The sequence below is a fragment of the Brevibacillus laterosporus LMG 15441 genome, from assembly GCF_000219535.2.
Taxonomy (GTDB): domain Bacteria; phylum Bacillota; class Bacilli; order Brevibacillales; family Brevibacillaceae; genus Brevibacillus_B; species Brevibacillus_B halotolerans.
On sequence record NZ_CP007806.1, the window covers coordinates 1,730,605 to 1,751,117 of the forward strand.

At 41.7% G+C, this 20,513-nt stretch carries 24 protein-coding genes and 1 pseudogene; 17 read left to right on the forward strand and 8 right to left on the reverse strand.

The window, feature by feature from the left end:
* Positions 1-51 precede the first annotated feature (51 nt).
* The 3 genes and pseudogenes from BRLA_RS08040 to BRLA_RS25225 form a co-directional block, all read left to right on the forward strand.
* Positions 52-759: a response regulator transcription factor gene (locus BRLA_RS08040; protein WP_003337929.1), complete on the forward strand. Its 708-nt coding sequence runs from the start codon at positions 52-54 to the stop codon at positions 757-759.
* Positions 756-1,745: a sensor histidine kinase gene (locus tag BRLA_RS08045; RefSeq protein ID WP_003337928.1), complete on the forward strand. Its 990-nt coding sequence runs from the start codon at positions 756-758 to the stop codon at positions 1,743-1,745. The genes BRLA_RS08040 and BRLA_RS08045 overlap by 4 nt, the downstream gene beginning before the upstream one ends.
* A gap of 36 nt (positions 1,746-1,781) precedes the next feature.
* A pseudogene (locus BRLA_RS25225) lies at positions 1,782-1,925 on the forward strand (condensation domain-containing protein); the annotation flags it as partial.
* A 183-nt stretch (positions 1,926-2,108) separates the two neighbouring features.
* Here BRLA_RS25225 and BRLA_RS08050 read toward each other — a convergent pair.
* Positions 2,109-2,891, reverse strand: coding sequence for an alpha/beta fold hydrolase (locus tag BRLA_RS08050; protein WP_003337926.1), 783 nt, complete (start codon positions 2,889-2,891; stop codon positions 2,109-2,111).
* A gap of 140 nt (positions 2,892-3,031) precedes the next feature.
* Between BRLA_RS08050 and BRLA_RS08055 the strand changes: the two genes are divergently transcribed.
* The 3 genes from BRLA_RS08055 to deoC all read left to right on the forward strand — a co-directional run bounded on the left by BRLA_RS08055 (position 3,032) and on the right by deoC (position 6,316).
* The gene (locus BRLA_RS08055; RefSeq protein ID WP_003337924.1) at positions 3,032-3,970 is read left to right on the forward strand and encodes a DNA-binding transcriptional repressor DeoR; all 939 of its coding nucleotides are present in this window, start codon (positions 3,032-3,034) and stop codon (positions 3,968-3,970) included.
* A gap of 330 nt (positions 3,971-4,300) precedes the next feature.
* The gene (locus BRLA_RS08060) at positions 4,301-5,605 is read left to right on the forward strand and encodes a pyrimidine-nucleoside phosphorylase (protein WP_003337923.1); all 1,305 of its coding nucleotides are present in this window, start codon (positions 4,301-4,303) and stop codon (positions 5,603-5,605) included.
* Positions 5,606-5,638: 33 nt separating this feature from the next.
* The gene (gene deoC / locus BRLA_RS08065) at positions 5,639-6,316 is read left to right on the forward strand and encodes a deoxyribose-phosphate aldolase (RefSeq protein ID WP_003337922.1); all 678 of its coding nucleotides are present in this window, start codon (positions 5,639-5,641) and stop codon (positions 6,314-6,316) included.
* Between the two features lie 128 nt (positions 6,317-6,444).
* Here deoC and BRLA_RS08070 read toward each other — a convergent pair whose 3' ends face one another.
* On the reverse strand, positions 6,445-7,494 hold the full coding sequence (locus tag BRLA_RS08070; protein WP_003337921.1) for a hypothetical protein: 1,050 nt from the start codon (positions 7,492-7,494) through the stop codon (positions 6,445-6,447).
* 208 nt (positions 7,495-7,702) lie between these two features.
* On the opposite strand from BRLA_RS08070, the gene BRLA_RS08075 reads away from it, so the two are divergent.
* From BRLA_RS08075 to BRLA_RS08085, 3 genes are all read left to right on the forward strand, one after another.
* Positions 7,703-8,242, forward strand: a complete 540-nt coding sequence (locus tag BRLA_RS08075; protein ID WP_003337920.1) for an NADPH-dependent FMN reductase — start codon at positions 7,703-7,705, stop codon at positions 8,240-8,242.
* A 118-nt stretch (positions 8,243-8,360) separates the two neighbouring features.
* Positions 8,361-8,813 carry a transcriptional regulator MntR gene (gene mntR / locus BRLA_RS08080; RefSeq protein WP_003337919.1) on the forward strand — a complete coding sequence of 151 codons (453 nt, stop codon included), beginning with the start codon at positions 8,361-8,363 and terminating at the stop codon, positions 8,811-8,813.
* Between the two features lie 124 nt (positions 8,814-8,937).
* The gene (locus tag BRLA_RS08085; RefSeq protein ID WP_003337918.1) at positions 8,938-9,870 is read left to right on the forward strand and encodes a patatin-like phospholipase family protein; all 933 of its coding nucleotides are present in this window, start codon (positions 8,938-8,940) and stop codon (positions 9,868-9,870) included.
* A 6-nt stretch (positions 9,871-9,876) separates the two neighbouring features.
* Here the strand turns inward: BRLA_RS08085 and BRLA_RS08090 are convergent, their stop codons facing one another.
* Positions 9,877-10,215, reverse strand: a complete 339-nt coding sequence (locus BRLA_RS08090) for a TMEM14 family protein (protein WP_003343949.1) — start codon at positions 10,213-10,215, stop codon at positions 9,877-9,879.
* A gap of 27 nt (positions 10,216-10,242) precedes the next feature.
* Positions 10,243-11,187, reverse strand: coding sequence for a DUF1385 domain-containing protein (locus BRLA_RS08095; RefSeq protein WP_003337916.1), 945 nt, complete (start codon positions 11,185-11,187; stop codon positions 10,243-10,245).
* A 135-nt stretch (positions 11,188-11,322) separates the two neighbouring features.
* On the opposite strand from BRLA_RS08095, the gene BRLA_RS08100 reads away from it, so the two are divergent.
* The 4 genes from BRLA_RS08100 (at position 11,323) to efp (ending at position 14,071) form a co-directional block, all read left to right on the forward strand.
* Positions 11,323-11,847 carry a YqhR family membrane protein gene (locus tag BRLA_RS08100; protein WP_003337915.1) on the forward strand — a complete coding sequence of 175 codons (525 nt, stop codon included), beginning with the start codon at positions 11,323-11,325 and terminating at the stop codon, positions 11,845-11,847.
* A gap of 74 nt (positions 11,848-11,921) precedes the next feature.
* Positions 11,922-12,371: a type II 3-dehydroquinate dehydratase gene (gene aroQ, locus BRLA_RS08105; RefSeq protein WP_003337914.1), complete on the forward strand. Its 450-nt coding sequence runs from the start codon at positions 11,922-11,924 to the stop codon at positions 12,369-12,371.
* A 27-nt stretch (positions 12,372-12,398) separates the two neighbouring features.
* Positions 12,399-13,472 (forward strand): M24 family metallopeptidase, encoded by a 1,074-nt coding sequence (locus BRLA_RS08110; protein WP_041752026.1) that lies wholly within the window; start codon positions 12,399-12,401, stop codon positions 13,470-13,472.
* 41 nt (positions 13,473-13,513) lie between these two features.
* On the forward strand, positions 13,514-14,071 hold the full coding sequence (efp, locus tag BRLA_RS08115; RefSeq protein ID WP_003337912.1) for an elongation factor P: 558 nt from the start codon (positions 13,514-13,516) through the stop codon (positions 14,069-14,071).
* A gap of 134 nt (positions 14,072-14,205) precedes the next feature.
* Here the strand turns inward: efp and BRLA_RS08120 are convergent, their stop codons facing one another.
* A complete protein-coding gene (locus BRLA_RS08120; RefSeq protein WP_003337911.1) occupies positions 14,206-14,412 on the reverse strand; it encodes a DUF1349 domain-containing protein in 207 nt (68 codons plus the stop codon).
* Positions 14,413-14,521: 109 nt separating this feature from the next.
* Between BRLA_RS08120 and BRLA_RS08125 the strand changes: the two genes are divergently transcribed.
* Positions 14,522-15,091 (forward strand): sigma-70 family RNA polymerase sigma factor, encoded by a 570-nt coding sequence (locus BRLA_RS08125; RefSeq protein WP_003337910.1) that lies wholly within the window; start codon positions 14,522-14,524, stop codon positions 15,089-15,091.
* The gene (locus BRLA_RS08130; protein ID WP_003337909.1) at positions 15,082-17,259 is read left to right on the forward strand and encodes a YcdB/YcdC domain-containing protein; all 2,178 of its coding nucleotides are present in this window, start codon (positions 15,082-15,084) and stop codon (positions 17,257-17,259) included. The genes BRLA_RS08125 and BRLA_RS08130 overlap by 10 nt, the downstream gene beginning before the upstream one ends.
* Positions 17,260-17,404: 145 nt before the next feature.
* Here the strand turns inward: BRLA_RS08130 and BRLA_RS08135 are convergent, their stop codons facing one another.
* From BRLA_RS08135 to BRLA_RS08145, 3 genes are read right to left on the reverse strand one after another with little or no spacing between them, the layout of a single operon-like run.
* A complete protein-coding gene (locus BRLA_RS08135; protein ID WP_003337908.1) occupies positions 17,405-17,875 on the reverse strand; it encodes a DUF441 domain-containing protein in 471 nt (156 codons plus the stop codon).
* 38 nt (positions 17,876-17,913) lie between these two features.
* Complete coding sequence (locus tag BRLA_RS08140) at positions 17,914-18,633, reverse strand: 2-phosphosulfolactate phosphatase (RefSeq protein ID WP_003337906.1); 720 nt, start codon at positions 18,631-18,633, stop codon at positions 17,914-17,916.
* Complete coding sequence (locus BRLA_RS08145; protein ID WP_003337905.1) at positions 18,624-19,445, reverse strand: phosphosulfolactate synthase; 822 nt, start codon at positions 19,443-19,445, stop codon at positions 18,624-18,626. The genes BRLA_RS08140 and BRLA_RS08145 overlap by 10 nt, the downstream gene beginning before the upstream one ends.
* A 154-nt stretch (positions 19,446-19,599) precedes the next feature.
* Between BRLA_RS08145 and BRLA_RS08150 the strand changes: the two genes are divergently transcribed.
* Together BRLA_RS08150 and BRLA_RS08155 are read left to right on the forward strand one after the other, a co-directional pair.
* Entirely contained in the window at positions 19,600-19,866 is a 267-nt protein-coding gene (locus BRLA_RS08150) for a YqhV family protein (protein WP_003337904.1), read from the forward strand.
* Positions 19,867-19,920: 54 nt separating this feature from the next.
* The gene (locus BRLA_RS08155; RefSeq protein ID WP_003337903.1) at positions 19,921-20,412 is read left to right on the forward strand and encodes a CD1247 N-terminal domain-containing protein; all 492 of its coding nucleotides are present in this window, start codon (positions 19,921-19,923) and stop codon (positions 20,410-20,412) included.
* The last annotated feature ends 101 nt before the right edge of the window (positions 20,413-20,513 follow it).

Consider the following 20,513-nt stretch of genomic DNA (forward strand, 5'->3'; position numbering starts at 1 on the left):
AAAATGTGATAAACTAAAGGGAAGCAAACGGTTGGAAAAGGGGAAAATGAGATGAACGTAAATACTGTATACATCGTGGAAGATGATCCCAAACTAGCTGAACTCTTACAAAGTTATATTGAAAAATATGGATATCAAGCTGTTATTGTTAAGAATTTTGAACGTGTGATAGAGGAATTTCAAGAGCTGAATCCACAGTTGGTTCTTTTAGATGTGAATTTGCCAAAATTCGATGGTTATTATTGGTGCCGTCAAATCAGAAAAATTTCTACATGTCCAATCCTGTTCATTTCAGCCCGAGCAGGCGAAATGGATCAGATTCTAGGCTTGGAGAACGGAGCAGATGACTATATAGCTAAACCGTTTCATTATGATGTTGTGATGGCCAAAATCCGCAGCCATTTACGCCGCAACTATGGAGATTATGCGCCTAAAATGCAGGAGAGAATTGTACAACAGGCTGGATTAACATTGTACCCAGAACGAATGGAGCTCACCTTACATAATGAAATGGTGAGTTTAACCAAAAAAGAGGCTGTATTAATTGAGGAGCTAATGAAACGCTACCCTCGCATTGTGAGTCGGGAGCGTTTGCTAGAAAACTTATGGGATGATCAGGTATACGTGGACGATAATACATTAAATGTGAATATCACACGTGTCCGTAAAAAGTTTCAGGAATTAGGGATTGAAGATGCGATTGAAACAGTACGTGGAGCTGGGTACCGTTTAGTGCTAACGTGGGGGAATGAAGCGTGAAGTTGTTCTTTCGTGAACATCTGCGGCTGATATTCTTTCAGGTTTTTCAATTGCTGTTTGTTTTGTTCATCTTATTATTAGACGGATATGCCAAAAACTCCGTGTTAATCTATATGTTTGTTTTAAGTATAGGCTTGTTAGCTATCTATCTTTTTATTACTTACATCCGCTCAAGAGAATTTTATTTGCATTTGGAAAAGCCAATGGAAACGCTGGAGGATTCTTTAGTTGATTTTCACGAAACACCAGTTAGTGAAGCGTATGCTGAAGCAATGCAAAGTCAATATCGGATGTATCAGCAAATGATCCTTGAGCATGAGCGAAAGAAGGACGAGCATGTCACTTTCATGAATCAGTGGGTTCACCAGATGAAGACACCTCTATCTGTCATTCAGTTATTAGTACAGGATGAGGATGATCCGCCTTTCCCAAGTATCAGAGAAGAGGCGGAGCGAATTGGACGAGGGTTAGAAATGGTCCTTCATACATCCCGCCTAGAAGTATTTGAGCGAGACTTCCGTGTTGATTCTGTTGAATTGAAGCCTATTGTACAACGGGTCATACAGGAGAATAAAACCTATTTTATTCGCAATCAGGTTTTTCCAGATGTACAAATTCCGGATGGGGTGTATGTGAAATCGGATTCGAAATGGCTTCCTTTTATGTTAAATCAAATTATTACGAATGCCATTAAATATTCCGCAGGCACTAAGCAAAAGGTTACAATTTCTGCAACCCAAGAGGAGACAGAGGTTAGATTAGAAATTACCGATAGAGGAGTAGGCATTCCCGAAGCAGATATTAAACGGGTATTCCGTCCTTTCTTTACTGGAGAGAATGGGCGTAAATATCGAGAATCAACTGGAATGGGACTATATTTAGTACAACAGATTAGCGAGAAATTAGATCATCAGGTGAGCATTATTTCAGCAGTAGGAGAGGGAACGACAGTTTCGTTGGTTTTCCCCTGCCATATGATCAAGTAATGACAGTTCTTATCTAGAAGCCAAGAACACCCTGATACTAAGACAATCATGAGCATGTTTGTAAATACAGTAGCTATTTTTACAAAGCTTGATTCATCAAAAACCTTTGCTGATTTCCTAAAAGAGTTACAGGAGTGTGTACAAGGGGCTTTTGAACATCTGGATTACCTGTTTGAGTAGCTATTGTTGGAAATGGAAAATAAAGAGGAAAAAAACTAACCGACCGTGGGATTTGTACAGCCTGCGGTCGGTTTTTTGAATAATCCCCTATGCTAACGGGTTGAATTCATGACATGCATTTCTTTGTTTGCATCGATCCTGTACGCTGCTGAAGCATCCCTTCATCATTGATGCTGGTAACTGCTATTGAGACTGAAGGCAAAAGCTGTTAATAAACTGATGAACCAATAAATTAACCTCGTGATAAGCTTTGATAGGGAGCTGATGCTTATAACGCGGAATGGAACGAATTTTTGCCATCGGTAAGTGAGAAGCCATTTCTTTGGCAAAGCAGGTAAAATGCGGATCCTTTTCACCCGTTAATAAAAGAATGGGGAACGTAATCTCATGGAGGCGATCCAACACATCGTAGCAAGCAGCATAGTGATAATAGTCAGCAATCCCTATTGGGTTTCCTTTTATGGCATCTTTATAATTTCGTATAAACGTAAGGAAATTATTAGAATTACTATAGCCAATCACCGTTGATAATGTGTGTAGAGCCCCTCGTCGAGCTAACTTTTCAGCAATCGTAATTAATCGATGCAGATAGGGACTTCTACAGTGGGCCATTCCGCTTAATAATATTGCACCTCTGACGTGCTTAGGTTTTTTTAACATCATTTCTAATGCGATAGAGCCTCCGGTAGAATAGCCTAACAGGACGGCTTGTTCAATACAGAGATGCTCTAATAATAGATGTAAGTCAGATGCGATTCCTTCATAGGTAAAGGGATGGGCTGAAATGCTGCTCCTGCCGTGTCCTCTCAAATCCACTGTAATCACCTTATAGCGGTCTTGCAGCTCTTTTTGCTGATAATAAAAAATGCTGCCTGTAAGCAGAGGGGGGTGGATACACAAAATCGGAAGCCCTTCCCCTTTTATCTCATAGTGAATGGTTGCGCCATTTGCAATAAAGTAAGGCATATGATACCTCCGTTTTACATGTTTAATTACTAATCTGCGCAAGCCAATCTGGTTTCAAACATCAAGGTGGCTATTAAGGTTGCTAGAACATGGGTTTGCTTGTATAGTCTTGATAGATGACGTAAAGGTACGGGTGACATATGGAAGAAAATAAAATTAGTAAGATGGTCGAAGCAGCTAAAATGTATTATCAATTGGATTTAAGTCAACAAGAGATTGCTAAGCAACTAGGTGTATCAAGACCAACTGTATCGAGACTGCTACAGCAAGCCAAGGCTGAAGGCATTGTGCGTATTGAAATTATGGACCCAGAGGAAAGTCTTCAGCGCATTGAGCTGGAACTAGCGCAAAAATATCATTTAAAAGCTGTTATGGTTGTACCAGTAGCGACTAATGACGAGACACTCATTAAAGAAATGATTGGGAAACGAACCGCACAGTATCTTCATGAGGTTGTCACAGATCATGATATAATCGCAGTTACGTGGGGCACGACAATGTATCGAGTAGCCATGGAATTGCAGCCAAAAGCCATTCAGGGGGCACAGGTGGTACAATTAAAGGGTGGTGTGAGCCATTCACAAACAAATACCTACGCCTCAGAGGTATTGCATTTATTTGGACAAGCCTACCAGACTACACCGCATTATTTGCCTCTACCCGCAATCGTCGACTCAGCGTTGGTAAAAGAAACGGTAGAGACAGATCGTTACATACAACGACAGCTAGAACTAGCACGAAAGGCTAACATTGCTATCTTTACAGTAGGTGGAGTGATGTCTGATGCCTTATTGTTTCGATTAGGCTATTTTAGTGAACATGATTTAGCCTTGTTAGCCGAGCGGGCAGTTGGCGATATCTGCTCCCGGTTCTACGATCAGGACGGTAACATTGTAAATGAAGAGCTAACGAACCGGACAGTTGGTATCTCGATAGAGGAGCTCAAGAGTAAGGAACGGTCTATTTTAGTCGCTGGAGGCTCAACCAAGCTAGAGGCAATTAGGGGAGCAATCCGTGGTGGCTATAATAATGTTTTGGTTACTGATCAATATACTGCCAAGGAATTATTAAAAAAATAAAAAGGGAATAAAACAACTCAAATGACCTTCAGATTGCAAGAAAAAGAGGCAAGCTTCCCTTTATGGAGCAGGCCTCTTTTTGCTTTTCGAAAATTCATGCTTGTAATCTTCACAAAATGTCTTAAAATAGGTGCTTACCCTTTTTAAAGACAGCAGACCGTTACTACCTTCTGAATAGGGCTCCATTTATATATGATACGAATTGGACAAATGTTCAAACGAGATTTGACATTTTTTCATGAGGCTGGTAAGGTGAAGATGGAGATACTGAAGTAGGTAATCTCACGGTAGTAGCTGTCAACATACATAATGAAACAGCAGGTGATCAATATGAGAATGGTCGATTTAATTGAAAAGAAACGCGATGGGAAAGAACTGACCAAAGAAGAGATTATCTTTATCGTTGAGGGTTTTACGGATGGATCTATTCCGGATTATCAAATGTCTGCTTTAGCTATGGCGATTTACTTTCAGGGGATGACTCCAGAAGAAACAGCCTATCTGACAATGGCCATGGTTGAATCAGGTGATCAGATTGATTTGTCCGCTATAGAAGGTGTAAAGGTAGACAAACACAGCACAGGTGGTGTTGGTGACACTACAACGCTAGTTCTTGCTCCGCTAGTTGCGGCAGTAGGTGTTCCTGTAGCAAAAATGTCTGGTCGTGGTCTAGGACACACAGGCGGTACAATAGACAAGCTGGAAGCAGTAACAGGCTTCCATGTCGAGATTGATAATGATGAATTTAACCGTTTAGTGAACACAAATAAAGTAGCCGTAGTTGGACAAAGCGGTAATCTTACCCCCGCTGATAAAAAACTATATGGCTTACGTGATGTCACAGGATCAGTAAGCTCCATTCCATTAATTGCAAGCTCGATTATGAGTAAAAAGATTGCTTCTGGTGCGGATGCCATTGTTTTGGATGTAAAAACAGGCGCCGGAGCCTTCATGAAAACGTTAGATGATGCGAAAGAACTAGCTAGTACCATGGTTAAAATCGGTAACCAAGTAGGGCGAAAAACGATGGCGGTTATTTCTGACATGAGTCAGCCTCTTGGTTTTGCAATCGGAAATGCTTTAGAAGTTAAGGAAGCAATTGACACGTTAAAAGGTGAAGGGCCAGAAGACCTGCGTGAACTTTGCTTAGTATTAGGCTCTCAAATGGTTTATTTAGCAGGTGAAGCGGCAAGTCTAGAAGAAGCACGGACCAAGCTCGAAGAAGTGATTGCAAACGGAAAAGCACTCGAAACCTTTAAAACCTTCCTGGCTGCACAAGGCGGAGATGCTAGCGTTGTCGATCAACCGGAGCGTTTGCCAACAGCTCAATTTACAATAGAGGTTCCAGCCAAGGAAGATGGTTATGTAGCCGAGATTATTGCCGATGATATTGGTACAGCGGCAATGATTTTAGGAGCAGGACGTGCTACGAAAGAATCTGAAATCGACCTAGCTGTTGGTCTGATCCTGCATAAAAAAGTGGGGGATCAGGTGAAGCAAGGGGAGTCGCTTGTAACGATCCACAGTAATACACAGGACGTCGATCAGGTGATTGAACGTATCTATCAATCATATGGATTCTCCAAAGGCCCAGTGGAAGCATTGCCGTTGGTTTATTGTGAGATTAAAGAATAGATAACTGGTAACGGTTGCGAAAGAGGGATGTACATGTCCAAAGAAAGCGTAGCAAAATATATTGATCACACAGCACTAAAGCCGGATACAACTAGAGACATGATTGTAGGGCTTTGTGAAGAAGCAAAAGAATATCGATTTGCTTCCGTTTGTGTGAATCCTACTTGGGTAAGCTTGTGCGCGGAGCTTTTGAAGGAAGCTCCAGAGGTCAAAGTGTGCACGGTTATCGGATTTCCTTTAGGCGCGAACACTCCTGAGCTGAAAGCCTATGAAACAACGAACGCGATTGAAAACGGTGCTACTGAAGTAGATATGGTAATAAACGTTGGTGCATTAAAAGACAAAAATGACCAGCTAGTTGAACAGGATATCCGTGCAGTAGTAGAAGCAGCAAAAGGCAAAGCACTGGTCAAGGTTATTATTGAAACATGCTTGCTCACTGAAGAAGAAAAAGTACGTGCGTGTAAATTATCCGTGAAAGCTGGAGCGGATTTTGTCAAGACATCAACAGGCTTTTCAACAGGCGGAGCCACTGCGGAAGATATAGCTTTAATGCGAAAAACAGTAGGTCCTGAGTTAGGTGTAAAAGCCTCTGGCGGTATTCGCAGCTATGCAGATGTTGAAAAAATGCTTCAAGCTGGCGCGTGCCGGATCGGTGCAAGTGCGGGTGTGTCCATTGTAAAGGGCGAGGTATCGAACTCGCAATACTAGGGCAAGCATATAGGGATTAATGAAAAAAGCGCTTCTCTTTCAGAAATTATTTCTGCAAGGAGAAGCGCTTTTTGTCATGCAAAAACAGTCGATGCCTTATTGTGCTGTTGTGTAGTCGGAACAAAGTATCAAGTATCGTTGGTATCCTGTGGAGGCTTACGCTTGCCGCTAAACTGCACGATGAGAATGCTTAATAAAGCGAGGCCAACATAAGTGATCGTGCTGTAAAGCAAGGGGGAAAGAAAGGAGAAGAAGATGCCAAAGAAGGAGATTACCCCTACAAAGCTTACTAAGGTAAGAACAAGCGGTAGCTCACTAACCTGCGTCTCCTGAAGTAACGGGTCAGTTAGACTGCGTAGGAGGATGCTTGCCAGTATAATGACATGTCCGAGACTTATAGGCAGATAAGCATACACACTATACGGCAATTGAGCCATCAAAATTTCCACAATGGGCTTGAGGTGGGTATGAACATCATGCCAATGCGATAAAATTTGCAAATGAATGAACAATCCAATAACACCAAACAATAAGCTGCTTAATACGATGCCAAGTCGCAATGAAGAAAGTGACTCTGTTTCGCGCACCAAAGGGAGAAGCACAGCCATGCTAAAAAATAGATGCAGGCCAGTAAATAATAATCCATTCCAAAGCCATTTTAGGTTTAGCTGATAAGATAAACTGGGTAATGGAATATGAGTTTGATTGCTATATAAAAACAATACAATGATGACAGCTCCCACTATGCACCCTGCGGCTATTTTAGCTAAGGAAGCGTTGGGGAGCCTAGCGCCCAAAAAGACGAGCACAAGGAAAACAAGTAAACCAAGCAGTGGAGATAGGGAGGTTGTCTGCTCCAAAAAAATTGCTTGATCGGCTAACATGATCCCACTGTATAAAATGATGATGAGAGCTGTAAAGAAACCAAATACATGAGTGAGCTGTGGCCCGATAAGGTGGGCTAAAAACTGAGACAGGGAGAATAGCTGATTTCGATAGGCTAGGTGAAGAGATTCATACAGAATCCAAGTCATTGCTATAATAGCCAAGATTAAACCAATGGAACCCCAGGTGCCGTAGTAGGTAAAAAACCGCAACCATTCATAACCGCTGAGAAATCCCGCCCCAAGCATCGAGGATGTAAGTAAGGACGTGACACGAAAGGTTTTTTTTATCATTGACCATCTTCCTTCTTGTTGGAAAAATGTTGAAGAAGACAAGGAGTTATATCCTGATATCAGTCTATGAGGGGAGCCTGTTCATTCAGAACAACAGCTTGATTTTTATACTTATTAAATAAATTTGTTTACTCAAATAATGAGATTCGTTATCATAGAAATAAAGCAATAAATGGAATGCTTTTTTAGAGGGAAGGATGTTTTCTTAATGAAGATTGTTGGAATAGCAGGCTCGATGAATGTTGAATCCAGCACAAAAAAGGTAATGCAAATTGTTTTAGATTCAGCAAAGATGGAAGGAGCAGAAGTTGAATTAATTCATTTAGCTGAGTGGCCACTGCCTCTATATGATGCTAGAAACGATGCTAGTACGTATCCAGAGATTGTTCATCAATTTGTGAAGAAAGTAGCGGAAGCCGATGCACTTGTGGTTGGTTCTCCAGAATATCACGGAACCATTACAGGTGCTTTGAAAAACTCGTTTGATTTTTTGGAAGGACGATTTTTACAGGGAAAACCAGTCGCAATTATTGGCGTAGCAGGCGGAAGTATGGGAGCAACGAATACGGTTAATACACTACAGCTTATATTCCGTAATTTGCATGCTTATCCGTTACCAGGTTCTCCGAGCGTTTCTAATTCCTATAAAGCGTTTACAGAGGACAACACCTTACAGGACGAACGTCTTCAGGAACGCTTTGTGAATTTGGGGAAGGAACTGGTTTGGATGACCAAAAAATTAAAATAGGACAATTATTTTAGCAAATGCCGGAAAATCTTTCAACTTTCCCTTGAAACAAAAGCAAAGAAAGCGGTATGATAGAGTCATATGTCTTTGGCGATACTGGCTGAAACGAGGGATGAGAGTGCCAACTCCAAGTATGGAAGATTATCTGGAAAGAATTTATAGTTTAATTGATACCAAGGGATATGCTCGTGTGTCCGATATTGCAGAAGCATTAGAGGTGCATCCGTCCTCTGTTACAAAAATGGTACAGAAACTAGATAAAGACAATTACTTAGTCTATGAAAAATATCGCGGGCTAGTCTTAACGGCTAAAGGAAAAAAAGTAGGTAAACGTTTGGTGCGGCGACATGCATTACTGGAAGATTTCTTGACGCTAATCGGTGTCGATCAGGATTTAATTTATAAGGACGTTGAGGGAATTGAACACCACTTGAGCTGGGAATCCATTGCTAGCATAGAGTATTTGGTTCAATTTTTAAAAGAGGATCCTTCACGTGTTGCTGAACTCATGCGTATTCGAGAGGAAGACGAACAAAAAGAGGACACGGATACTAAACCAGATTCCATGTAGCACAGAAGGCAAGCCAGATAAGCTTGCTTTTTTGTGTTTTTTATCCCTAATTTTCAGGAGTAGGATAACTATCCTGCCGCATAAACTATTTGTGGATTCATCCTTGTATGAATGGAGGGAGCACATGCGAGTAGATGCGGTTTTTGAAGGGGGAGGCATGAAAGGGATAGCTTTGATTGGAGCGATTACGGCGATGGAACAGCATGGATACCAGTGGGAGAGCGTTGCTGGCACGTCAGCAGGTTCCATCGTTGCCGCTCTGTTGGCTGCCGGATATCGTCATCAAGAGCTTCGGGAGATATTCGAAACGTTAAATTTTTTGCAATTTTTAAAAAGGAAAGGCTTATCGAAAGTTCCTTATCTTGGCTCATGCTATAACCTGATCGTCCAAAAGGGCTTGTATCCCAGTGATGAAATTGAACGTTTTGTCAGTCAATTATTGCTCAAAAAAGGAATTCGTACCTTTGGGGATTTGCCGAAAGAAAAATTACGCATCATCGCTTCTGACATCAGTGCTGGCACCATGCTAACCCTACCAGATGACCTACCTGATTTTGAAATTAACCCAGAAACCTTCCCGATCGCAAAAGCAGTTCGAATGAGCTGTGCAATCCCCTATTTCTTCCAACCTTATTTTTTGTATAAAAACAAGACCCCTCATATCATTGTAGATGGTGGTCTATTGAGTAATTTTCCCGTTTGGCTGTTTGATTCTAAGGAAAGGCCTTTATGGCCGACCTTTGGCTTTCGTTTAAATGATAGGTCGGTTCCTGTTCGGCCTCAAACAGTGAAAAGCTTATACGGTCTATCCAAGGCGCTGCTGATGACCATGATGGACGCCCATGATCGGTTTCATGTAAAAAAAGCAGAAGCTATTCGCACGGTTTTCATTCCTACCAAGGGCTATAGCGCCATTGATTTCCATTTAAGCGCCGCTCAACGACAAGAGTTATTTGATTCAGGGAAAAAGGCAGCGGAGGACTTCTTAAACAAGTGGGATTTTAATAAGTACGTTACTGCTTATCGGAGTGAAAAAAATAACAGCTTTCTGGTTTGAAAGCTGTTACTGATACATCTTCGGCTTATTTTGTTTCGTTTTATCACGTTTGTCTTTTTTACTACCTTTACTGCCTTCAATAACCTGAAAGGGATTGGGGCGACGATTAGCTGTTACAGATCGCTTTAATCCTGGTTTCATTGGTCTGACCTTAGGAGTTTTTTTGGTGAACCGCGGCATGAACTTGCCTGTTTTCAAAAAATTACGCGCAAGATACAACAGAAGAGCAGAAAAGGCAATTAACGCGATCATTGTACCGGGGTTCTGTAAAAATTGGGTTGTAAATCCCACAACCGCCAACAGCATGATTACCCCAAAAACCGGATAAAGAAAGCCTCTTTTCACTAGCTTCACCTCTTTAAGATAGGTTACTTAACCGGTGGTAGCAAGGTTTTGATTCTTCATAAATTCTTGATCCCGTTCCCTCATTTTTTCAAAAGAGGCAATAGCTACTTCCACTTGCGTATCATCAGGTTCTCTTGTCGTGATGCGCTGCAACCAGAGCCCAGGATAACCCAAGAAACGAAGAACTGGAATATCTCGCAATAGATTGGTTCCTTGTAAAACCTCATACGAAACGCCAATTACCACTGGTAACAAGATAATCCGTTGAACAACACGATCCCACATTGTATGGTAATCAACTAAGGAGTATACAAACACCCCGACAATAATGGAAAAAATGAGAAAGCTACTGCCACAACGGTAGTGTAGGGTGGAAAAACTTTGCACGTTCTTTACTGTTAATTCTACCCCAGCCTCATACGCATTAATCACTTTATGTTCAGCGCCGTGATATTGAAATAAGCGTTTGATCAATGGTGTCTGGGCAATCAAGCTAATATAGCCGATGAGCAGGAAGAATTTAATTCCGCCTTCAATTAAATTTTGCCACAAACCAGCCGGAACCCATTTTCCAAATAGAAAGCCTGCAAGTATAGCTGGTACAACCGTAAATAAAATTTTACCAACTAGAAAAGAAAGTACACCTACCACGGCGACGCCTAATATTAGTGTCATCTTAGATGGACCAGAGCTTTTATCTGCCTCATCATCTGATTCCATGCTGTATTGTTCAGAAGCGAAGTTCAGATGCTTAGCTCCGCTGGCACTTGCCTCAATCAATCCAACGATTCCGCGAAGAAAAGGAATTTTTTTCAGGTTATTCACCCATGCGATCGTCTTTTTAGGCTCTTCAAAGAATTCAATCTCCTGATTCTTTCGGCGGATGGCGGTTACGGTCACTTTTCTACCGCCAAACATAACGCCTTCTATTACGGCTTGCCCGCCATATGCTGGCACATTTTGTTGCTTCAAATTTAATCACCATCCTTATTTCTATTGTAACCGAAAGTTATATCCTTCTGCCACCTAATGTTCCAAGGTACTTTTCGCAATGAAATATTTCATGTTTTTCCTAGATATAGCCATACTAGTACCGAGGTGATTAACGTGAGTGCAACTATCTCGAAACAACAACGGCTAAAAACAGAGGAATCTGAAGAGCAGCAACCTAAAAATCGATCCTCGTCTGATAAAAAAGTAAAGGCAAAACCGATCCAGGCGAAGACAATTTTAGAATTTTCGATATGCGGAACGTTGATCTGGGGTATTCTTCGTATCCTAATGCACTTCTTTCAATTTACTCCTTACGGGCTCTATGTCTTTGCGCGTCCATTTCTTGGCAAAGCTAGAGAGAATTCCTACGCAGGTCTAGCTTTGGGAGTGGTTATGTTATTTCTAATTATTTTTGTCGGATGCTTGGTATATAGCTTTGTTCTTGGAAACCTATACAATTGGTGGCTTGGGGCATTGTATGGAATTGCGTTTTTTTATTTATTTGGGTATTTTTTTCATATGCATCGCTGGGGATGGGGTGTCTGGAGTACAGAATTTTTCTGGTTTATGTCACTAGGGATGTTTATTGGGATGAGTATTGTAGCGGCAAGATTTGATATCGAGGAAGCAAAAACGTAAGAGACCAATAATGTAGCAATGAAAAGAATATGATAAGATAGACAGAGATTAAGGGGGAAGGGAGATGACCAACTATGATCTCTGTCTTGGTATTAAATGGACCCAATTTACATGCATTAGGGAAACGTGAGCCTACTATTTACGGCCAGGATACGTTAGAAGATATTGTAGCGCATCTGCAAGAGGTAGCAAATGAACTGCATGTCTCAATTGGACATCTTCAATCCAATCATGAAGGTGTATTAATCGATGCTATTCATGATGCACGAGATGTATACGATGGGATTATTATGAACCCTGGGGCGTTTACTCACTATAGCTATGCGATTCGTGACGCAGTAGCCAGTGTATCGTTGCCTCTGATCGAGGTTCACATCTCCAACGTTCACAAGCGTGAAGAGTTCCGCCATACGTCTGTCATTGCTCCTGTAGCGTTGGGACAGATTGTCGGGCTGGGTAACGATGGATACGAATGGGCATTACGGGCCATGGTTCGCCATTTGCAACACAACAGAAGTACATAGAAGTCAACCAGAATGGGAGAGATCATGATGTCACATCGTTTGGAAAAACTAAGAGCTGTATTGAAGGAACAAAATGTAGATGCACTCATTATTGAGAGCGAAGTAAATCGTCAGTATATTAGTAATTTTAGTGGTTCCACAGGATGGGCAATCGTATCTTTGGACCAAGCTAAATTTGTAACAGATTTTCGCTATATCGAACAAGCCACGAACGAATGTACAGGTTTTGAAGTCATTAATAATAAACGTCAAGCATTGCCGACGATAAAACAAGTGCTCCAAGATATGAAGGTAGCAAAGGTTGGATTCGAGGCGGAACATACAAGCTATGCGACCTTTGAAGCTTGGAAGCAGACGTTAGACCATGTAGAGTTAGTGGCTACGAAGGGTCTTGTGGAGAAATTGCGTTTATACAAAGACGAAGCGGAAATAGCTATTATGAGACAGGCAGCCCAATTATCTGATGCTGCTTTTGCCCATGTGATCAAAATGATTAAACCGGGAATTCGTGAAATAGACGTAGCCAGTGAGCTGGAATACTATATGCGTAAGCACGGGGCAAAAGGCTCCGGCTTTGATATCATTGTAGCTTCAGGAAAACGCGGGGCCTTACCGCATGGTCGTGCTAGTGAAAAAGTGATAGAAGCCGGAGATATGGTAACGATTGATTTTGGGGCACATTATGAGGGTTATCACTCTGACATGACACGTACCTTTGCTGTTGGCGAACCTGATCCGAAAATGAAGGAAATCTACGAGATTGTGTTACGGGCAGAGCTGGAAGGTGTGAATCGGGTAAAGGTTGGGATGACCGGTAAAGAAGTAGATGCATTGACGCGTGATATCATTAAAGAAGCAGGATATGGGGATTACTACGGTCATGCTGCTGGTCATGGCTTAGGAATGGACGTCCATGAGGCGCCTGCGGTCTCGATGCTTTCAGACACGGTACTTGAGCCGGGTATGGTGATAACAATTGAGCCTGGCATTTATGTCGAGGGCCTTGGTGGAGTACGTATTGAAGATGATGTGGTATTAACTGAAAATGGAATCGAGATTCTGAACAAAACTCCAAAAGAGTTGCTGATTTTGCCGGTATAAATTATACTATGTAAGGTTGAGTTATATTTAGGAGGAAAAGCATGATTTCTGTAAACGATTTTCGCACTGGTTTAACTATTGAAGTTGACGGTAATATTTATTCAGTACTTGAATTCCAACACGTAAAACCAGGAAAAGGTGCGGCATTCGTTCGTTCCAAACTGCGTAACCTGCGCAATGGCAACGTAACGGAAATGACCTTCCGTGGTGGAGAAAAAGTAAACCCTGCTCGTATTGAATCAAGCACAATGCAATACTTGTATGCTAGCGGTGATGATTATACGTTCATGAATACAGAAACGTATGAGCAAATCACTTTTACCAAACAACAAATTGAGCATGAGTTGAAATTCCTTAAAGAAAACATGAATGTTCAAATCATGCAATATAATGGTGAGACGATCGGTATCCAGCTTCCAAACACAGTTGAATTGGAAGTTGCAGAAACAGAACCAGGTATTAAAGGTGATACAGCTACAGGTGCTTCGAAAAAAGCAACGTTGGAAACTGGCTTTATCGTAAATGTACCATTGTTCGTTAACCAAGGTGACAAGTTGATCATTGATACTCGTACTCAAGCGTACGTGTCTCGTGCATAAGTAAAATAACTACACAGAGTAGCAAAGAAAAACTGCCGATTTTCGGTAGTTTTTTTGCTGTCTGATTCTAGCATCATTAAGGAATACATGAAAACAAGCCTCTAGTCTGAAGGAATCTAGGGCTTGTTTTTTTATTATTTCCCTGCTCGAATGTTACGTAATGTAATTCGTTCAAGCTGGAGAAAAGCAAAATCACTGGTTAAGCCTTCACCTGTTGGAGATTGAGAAACGATCCCTACTTTTACGGTATCGCTAACTGGTAAACGGAAATATCTAACCATTTGAAATTTTTCCCCATCCAAGGAATAATGCAAGGCGAAGGTATCCCCTTTTCTAGCCATTTGTCTCTCACGTTTACATCATCAATAAAATTTTTACAATTAACTGTCATGCTTTTGACTTAGCGGGATCAAATAGACATACAAAACGAAAAGGGGGAGGCATTTCATTGTGTATGAGGATATAAAGCAGGCGGATCAGGATCTTGCTATGACGAGAGAGGCATACCTGGAATTCCTGATGGCAGAGTACGGAGAGAGAATTATTCAATTGGTGTATCTCATCGTAAAAGACCGTAATATGTCGGAGGATATCACACAGGAGGTATTTCTAAAGGCCTTTCGTGGGCTACATTCATTTCGAGGAGAAAGTAATGTAAAAACGTGGTTGTATCGAATTGCTATTAACGAAGCAAAAAAATACTTGCGTTCATGGTCTTTTCGGCGAATTTTCTCTACCTTCAAAAAAGAAGATGTTCTTCATAATCAGTATGAAAAAAACGAACAACGAGTAGAGGAGACGGTTATTGGCAAACTGACAAAGGCAGAAATGGCAGAGAAGGTTATGTCATTGTCTCCTCAGTACCGGCAGATTATTTTACTGCATTACTATGAGGATTTTACAGTAAAGGAAATCGCGCAGGTGCTTGAAATATCCGCAGAGGCCGTTCGCACGAAGCTACATCGGGCACGAAAGAGCTTTAAGTCATTATTAGAAAGGGAGGGAGTAGAATGGATGTAGAAAAAGAGTTTCGTGAATCTGTCCAGACTGTAAGCTGGAATGCAGCTAAGGATGTGCGTTTTACCGCTGATTTAGAAAAAAGGATTAAAGACAAGGCCAGCACGGGTGTGCGCAAACGTCATCGCAGACTTTATACAGTGGCCACAGCAGTAGCCTGCCTTGCTTTGGCGATAACGGTATGGAAATTGACACCTGCAGGAGTACAGGAGATGTTGAAACAGTCGGCAACTGCTTTGACGGAGAAAAAGACGAACGCCATCGTTGAGAAAGCTCTACAGTCCCTTCAAAAAGCAATCCCTGATTTAAGTAGCTATCAGGTTAACATCAGGGAAACAACGGATAACAGAATTAATGTTCAGCTACGAGCAAAGGACGGTAAGCTTGCGAAGGTGGCTATCAACAAGGAAACTGGGAGTGTAGAAGTATTTAAGTGGTTTAAGGGAGATTCCTCTGAGCAAATTCCATCCAAAAAGATTGCTAAAGAAAAAGCGGATTTATTTTTGAAATCTCTGCTCGGTGATCATAGTGAAGAATATCAGCAGATTACGATAAGTGAGATAAAGCCACCACAAAGTGGATACCTACAGTTGGATGTGAAAGGAATGAATGTTTCCTATCAACAGATGAAAAATGGAGAACCTGTTCCTTTCGCTAAGCTATCAGTATGGGTGGATGGTTCCGGGAGAATTGTTTCCTACGGGGAGCTTAACAAAGCAGAGCAAGCGATGCTTATTAAGCTGAAGGAAGCCATTCCTGAGTTAAATACCGAAGCAGCTTTGACAAACAAAGAGGTAGAGTCCTCTGGATACCATTTTTCATTAGCGAATGCTGATAAAGAAGGAAATACGGTAATGATCAGAACGGAGGGAAAAGGCGAATTATTGAAAAACTACCGACTGGAAAGCCCAAGAAATGAGAATGTTGAATGGGCACAAAAATCGTTGATGAATGAAAAAGCGAATCTATTTTTACAGCATATGCTTGGAGACGATTTTACCAATTATCAAGAGGAAGGAACAGTTGACAGAGCTAGCTACATGCGCTTTTACAACGGATTGCCTGTGCTAGAGGATAATCTTACCGTTGTAGTAGATAAAGCAGGACGTATCACTTATTACTCCAGAGCAACAGGCTTGTACGACCTAGCTAGTTTACCTGATCGCTCAAAAGCAATTTCTCAGAAAAAAGCGGAAGAAGCATTAACGCAAAATATGAAACTACGATATATCGAGCGTTCAGTAGTCAAGCGTGATCCAGAAACACATCAGGTAATCGAAGAACGCCCGTTGCTTGACTATACTCCAACCGTTACACATGTACAAATGGGTGAAATTCGTACACTTAACTGGTATATAGATGCAGGTACTGGAAAAGTAGAGCGTGGAATGGGTAATAATGGAATTGATTATGATCGTCGTACGACTCATGAGCCAATCAGACTCAAAGCCGCAAAACCAACGATGATCAAAACCAAGGAAGAAGCGGCGCGTCTATTGACGGATCAATTTGGAGTGAAGGTAACTGGCCTTCCAGTGAGTGAGAGGGAAGGGAAATCTAGGTTTGGAGCAAAACAGCATGTATTTCAATGGCAAACAAACAATGAGAAACGCCTTGAGGTGGTTACGAATGCTAAAACAGGTCAGGTGGAGGAAATATATATCCCCAGAGTTGATGGTAAGATCACCGTTTCTCAACAAGACGCCTTAAAGGAAGCGATTGCTACTCTGGAAAAATACGTAGATCCAGGGGTTACCGAAGTACAAATTAGCCAAATTCTAGAGCCGCAAGAGGCTAACCCTGTAAATTCAGGTAACTGGCATTTTTCATTCTTTAAGAGTCAGGATGGTGTACCGGTTATCGAACAATATCCTGATTTGGCTTATCAGGTTTCTGTTGACCCGTCTACGGGAAAGGTTAATGGATTCCAAAATCTTACACAATGGAAGGACAAAATTGTTCTGCCCGATAAGAGTCAAGTAGTTCCAGTAAAGGAGGCTGTACAGGAATACCTCAAAGTCATGCCGCTTCAATTAGCATATACCCTAAAGGGAGTCGATGGAGAGAAATTGTCAGAGCCGAAATTAATCTACGTTTCAATAGGCACAAAAGAGAATGCTGATAAACATATTTATTTAAACGCCATTACAGGAAAAGTAGAAGTGCGATAAGCTCATAGAAACATGTAGCTGATCACATACAAAAATACACCCGATCCTATGGCATTGGAAAGCTTAGAAGAGACAAACAGAGCTCCTAAGAACCAACGTCAGATAAGCGGGTGTATTTTTACCTTTTTCTTGTCATAACTAACCCTCACATTGCTTTGCCTATCCAGTCCAATAGTTTCATGAAAAAAGCTGTTATACCAGCAGCCATTAAAGGACCGACAGGCACTCCTCTAAAGAATACAATCCCAATAATAGAACCAATAACTAAACCTACAATTAACTGAGGGTCAGCACGTAGCATATCCAGTCCTTTTCCGTTTAGATGGGTAGCTAATATCCCCCCTATCAATGCCATAATCCCAACAACGGTGGTAAACAGTGGAGTTACATCCTTAAGCGATACCTTTTCACTGGCAAACGGCACGAGAACGGATACGGTCAAAAAGAGAAGGCCCAATTCCAGACCACGTCTCTCCACAGTCGGAAATAGGCGTTCTAACGAGGTTAATTTTAAGACCAACAATAAGCTAGCTGCGGTAGCAATGATAGGAGAACGACCAATCAGGCCAATAATGATGAGTACTACCAACATAATTTCACCGCTTGTGACATGCATGCTTCATCGAACCCCTGTCCTGTGTCTTCCTCTCAAACTTATGAGCCAAGCAGGGGGAGTATGCATTTTTCCTTACATACAGGAACGATTTTATAAAGATTGAGCTGACTAGCCATTTCGATATCTTCCTGATAATGATGCTGCTGTAGACGTTTTCCCGTTTTACTATTCATCATCACTTGTAAGAGGGAAGGAGCAAATGTCTGATAGGCTCCTCGCATTGCTTCCGCTAAATCACATACCTCGATGGAGGGGAGAAAACGCTTCGCCTCCTCCACTAAGTAGCCAGCACACAGACCATCCTCTAAAGCGAATTCCATTCGGGTCCCAGAGCAATATAAGGTGATATCGCGTTTTAATTGAAGGGCTTGAGCTATACAAGCTGATGCGTTTAGAAAAGAAGCGATATACAAATTCTCAGCCTTCTCGGCTTTTTGCATGGCACGGGTACCATTTGTAGTGGTTAACACTAGATGAGGTGTCTGTTCCCAGTTTACCTTTTTCATAGCAATCGGAGAATTATTTTCATCAAACGAGGTGATTTTTTTGCAGTGGCGTTCCCCAGCTAGAATAGATTCAGATGTCCGTAGAGCCAGTGCTTGCCTAATTGTCTCAGTAGCACTAATGATCCGACAACCGTGAGCCAGAGCGCTGACAATCGTGCTAGTGGAGCGAAGTACATCAATAACGATGACGGTTCGATGGATGATCTGTTCTACTCGTATTTCTTCAACGGTGGGGACCAGCTCTATTCGCATACCAATCTTCTCCTGTCTTCTAATACCTGATAGGCGGTATCACCACGCAACCCACGACGCAGAGTTTCAAGAGATAAGAGGTCTGCAGGAGCAATGTTTCCTAGATTAGCGTCAAGTCCGATTGTCTTTAACAAGCCGATCTGTTGGGGTTTCTGCGGAGCTTCCCAGATTAGCCTAGTTGCTAGCGTAGAGGCTTGTTGTATGACTTGACGTACGAATTCTGAATCAATTTCGCCTTGTTTGTTATAAATTCCCACATTACCGCTTTCACGTGCTTCTACAATGACATAGTCGGCACCAGCATTCACGTCTCCCACGAGTGTTGACAGGAGCATTTCCTGATCAGCACGGAAGGTACTCGCCTTTTGACCATATTCTGAAAATACACGAAAGCCCATTTCTCTAGCCATCGAAATCGCGTCATGCCTTTCCTGAGTGGAAATAGGCATACTTCCATCTGAAATTTCTACTGCGTTAAATCCAGCATCGCGAATTCGTTCCAGATATGTCTTAATCCCATCCTGTGTATAGGCTATTTCAAAAAAGGTTCCGCCCGGCATAATCGCAATATCTAGAGAGAGAGCTAATGTTAGCTTTTCTTCTAGCACAGAAAAAGGATAGAGAACAGAGGTTCCGAAGCCTAGTTTATAAATATCAATGTAGGAGGAAGCAGTGTGTAGCAAATCTTTCATGGCGTGCAAGCCTAATCCTTTGTCTATTACCATGGTCATTCCGGTATGACGTGGCTTACATTCTCGGGTACAGGATGGATCTACCCATTGAGTCGGCCAGAACGCAGTCTCTTTTTCCATTCGTAAGCTCTCTCCAATCCATAGGCATTTGTTTTACCATATGCAGTCTGTGTCTACATGGTCGAAGGGGTATAAGCCTATCTATTTTTGATTGCGAAAAGGACATAACAGCGGACAAGTTGCATAGAGTGGGTAAGAGAAGGGAGAGACGTGCATGTGGGAAAAGGCAATTATTGGGATGGCGTCCCTACGATTGTTGTCCGGCAGTATGGAAATTATTGTAGCCTTGCTCATCCTTAAGGTAAACCAAGTTGAAAAAGCATTGATCTATAATTCCAGCTTAGCGTTGATTGGTCCCTTAATCTTACTCACAACAACAACGATTGGAATGGTAGGTATATCTGACAAATTATCACTTACGAAAATACTATGGATTTTTATTGGGGTAACTTGCATTTTGATTGGCGTAAAAAGTAAATAGTGCTTGAGGGTTCTGGGGAATACTACCCACTAGCATACGTGAGGAGGTATTCTTATGGAACATGTGGAACAGCATTTGGCTTATTTACAAGGATTACTGGAGGGACTGGACCCAGAACTAGCAGGGTTGGAAGAAAAAGCCTTGTACAGACTTGTACAGCTTTGTGATGATTTGGTAGCGGAAATGAGAACGATCCATGTACGTGTAGAAGAATGTGAACAATATGTTGAGGCTGTAGACGAAGATTTAACCGATCTGGAGTACCTGTTATACGATGATGATGAATTTTATGAAACGGTATATGAAGATTATCAAGAAGCGATGAATTACAGAGAGCGATTCTCCGATTTGGATGACTCGGACGAAGCGTATTATTACGAAGCGCTACACGATACAGATAGAAAAGGGACCGTTTCACATGTCCACGAATTAGAATGTCCTCAATGCAGAGAGGTTTTAATGGTGAAAGAAGAGGTTGATCCTGAGGGCTATCATTCCTATGAAATAACCAATCGCTCACATCGGGATGTTTATAACCCTTCCTAGTTCACTTCTACATGCATAAGAGTAGGTCACTCTAGTAAGGGAAAAAGTTGTACTAGTTTTCCTTGGCGTGATAGTCATAAATGTTGTCCCTTCCTGCATAG

Coding starts and splice junctions, on each gene's coding strand:
- BRLA_RS08120 (WP_003337911.1), bottom strand. CDS start 14,412: ATGGCTAGAAAAGGGGATACCTTCGCCTTGCATTATTCCTTGGATGGG.
- BRLA_RS08110 (WP_041752026.1), top strand. CDS start 12,399: ATGTCACATCGTTTGGAAAAACTAAGAGCTGTATTGAAGGAACAAAAT.
- BRLA_RS08135 (WP_003337908.1), bottom strand. CDS start 17,875: ATGCATGTCACAAGCGGTGAAATTATGTTGGTAGTACTCATCATTATT.
- efp (WP_003337912.1), top strand. CDS start 13,514: ATGATTTCTGTAAACGATTTTCGCACTGGTTTAACTATTGAAGTTGAC.
- BRLA_RS08150 (WP_003337904.1), top strand. CDS start 19,600: ATGTGGGAAAAGGCAATTATTGGGATGGCGTCCCTACGATTGTTGTCC.
- BRLA_RS08155 (WP_003337903.1), top strand. CDS start 19,921: ATGGAACATGTGGAACAGCATTTGGCTTATTTACAAGGATTACTGGAG.
- BRLA_RS08140 (WP_003337906.1), bottom strand. CDS start 18,633: ATGCGAATAGAGCTGGTCCCCACCGTTGAAGAAATACGAGTAGAACAG.
- BRLA_RS08075 (WP_003337920.1), top strand. CDS start 7,703: ATGAAGATTGTTGGAATAGCAGGCTCGATGAATGTTGAATCCAGCACA.
- BRLA_RS08085 (WP_003337918.1), top strand. CDS start 8,938: ATGCGAGTAGATGCGGTTTTTGAAGGGGGAGGCATGAAAGGGATAGCT.
- aroQ (WP_003337914.1), top strand. CDS start 11,922: ATGATCTCTGTCTTGGTATTAAATGGACCCAATTTACATGCATTAGGG.
- BRLA_RS08050 (WP_003337926.1), bottom strand. CDS start 2,891: ATGCCTTACTTTATTGCAAATGGCGCAACCATTCACTATGAGATAAAA.
- deoC (WP_003337922.1), top strand. CDS start 5,639: ATGTCCAAAGAAAGCGTAGCAAAATATATTGATCACACAGCACTAAAG.
- BRLA_RS08070 (WP_003337921.1), bottom strand. CDS start 7,494: ATGATAAAAAAAACCTTTCGTGTCACGTCCTTACTTACATCCTCGATG.
- BRLA_RS08060 (WP_003337923.1), top strand. CDS start 4,301: ATGAGAATGGTCGATTTAATTGAAAAGAAACGCGATGGGAAAGAACTG.
- BRLA_RS08055 (WP_003337924.1), top strand. CDS start 3,032: ATGGAAGAAAATAAAATTAGTAAGATGGTCGAAGCAGCTAAAATGTAT.
- BRLA_RS08130 (WP_003337909.1), top strand. CDS start 15,082: ATGGATGTAGAAAAAGAGTTTCGTGAATCTGTCCAGACTGTAAGCTGG.
- BRLA_RS08040 (WP_003337929.1), top strand. CDS start 52: ATGAACGTAAATACTGTATACATCGTGGAAGATGATCCCAAACTAGCT.
- BRLA_RS08145 (WP_003337905.1), bottom strand. CDS start 19,445: ATGGAAAAAGAGACTGCGTTCTGGCCGACTCAATGGGTAGATCCATCC.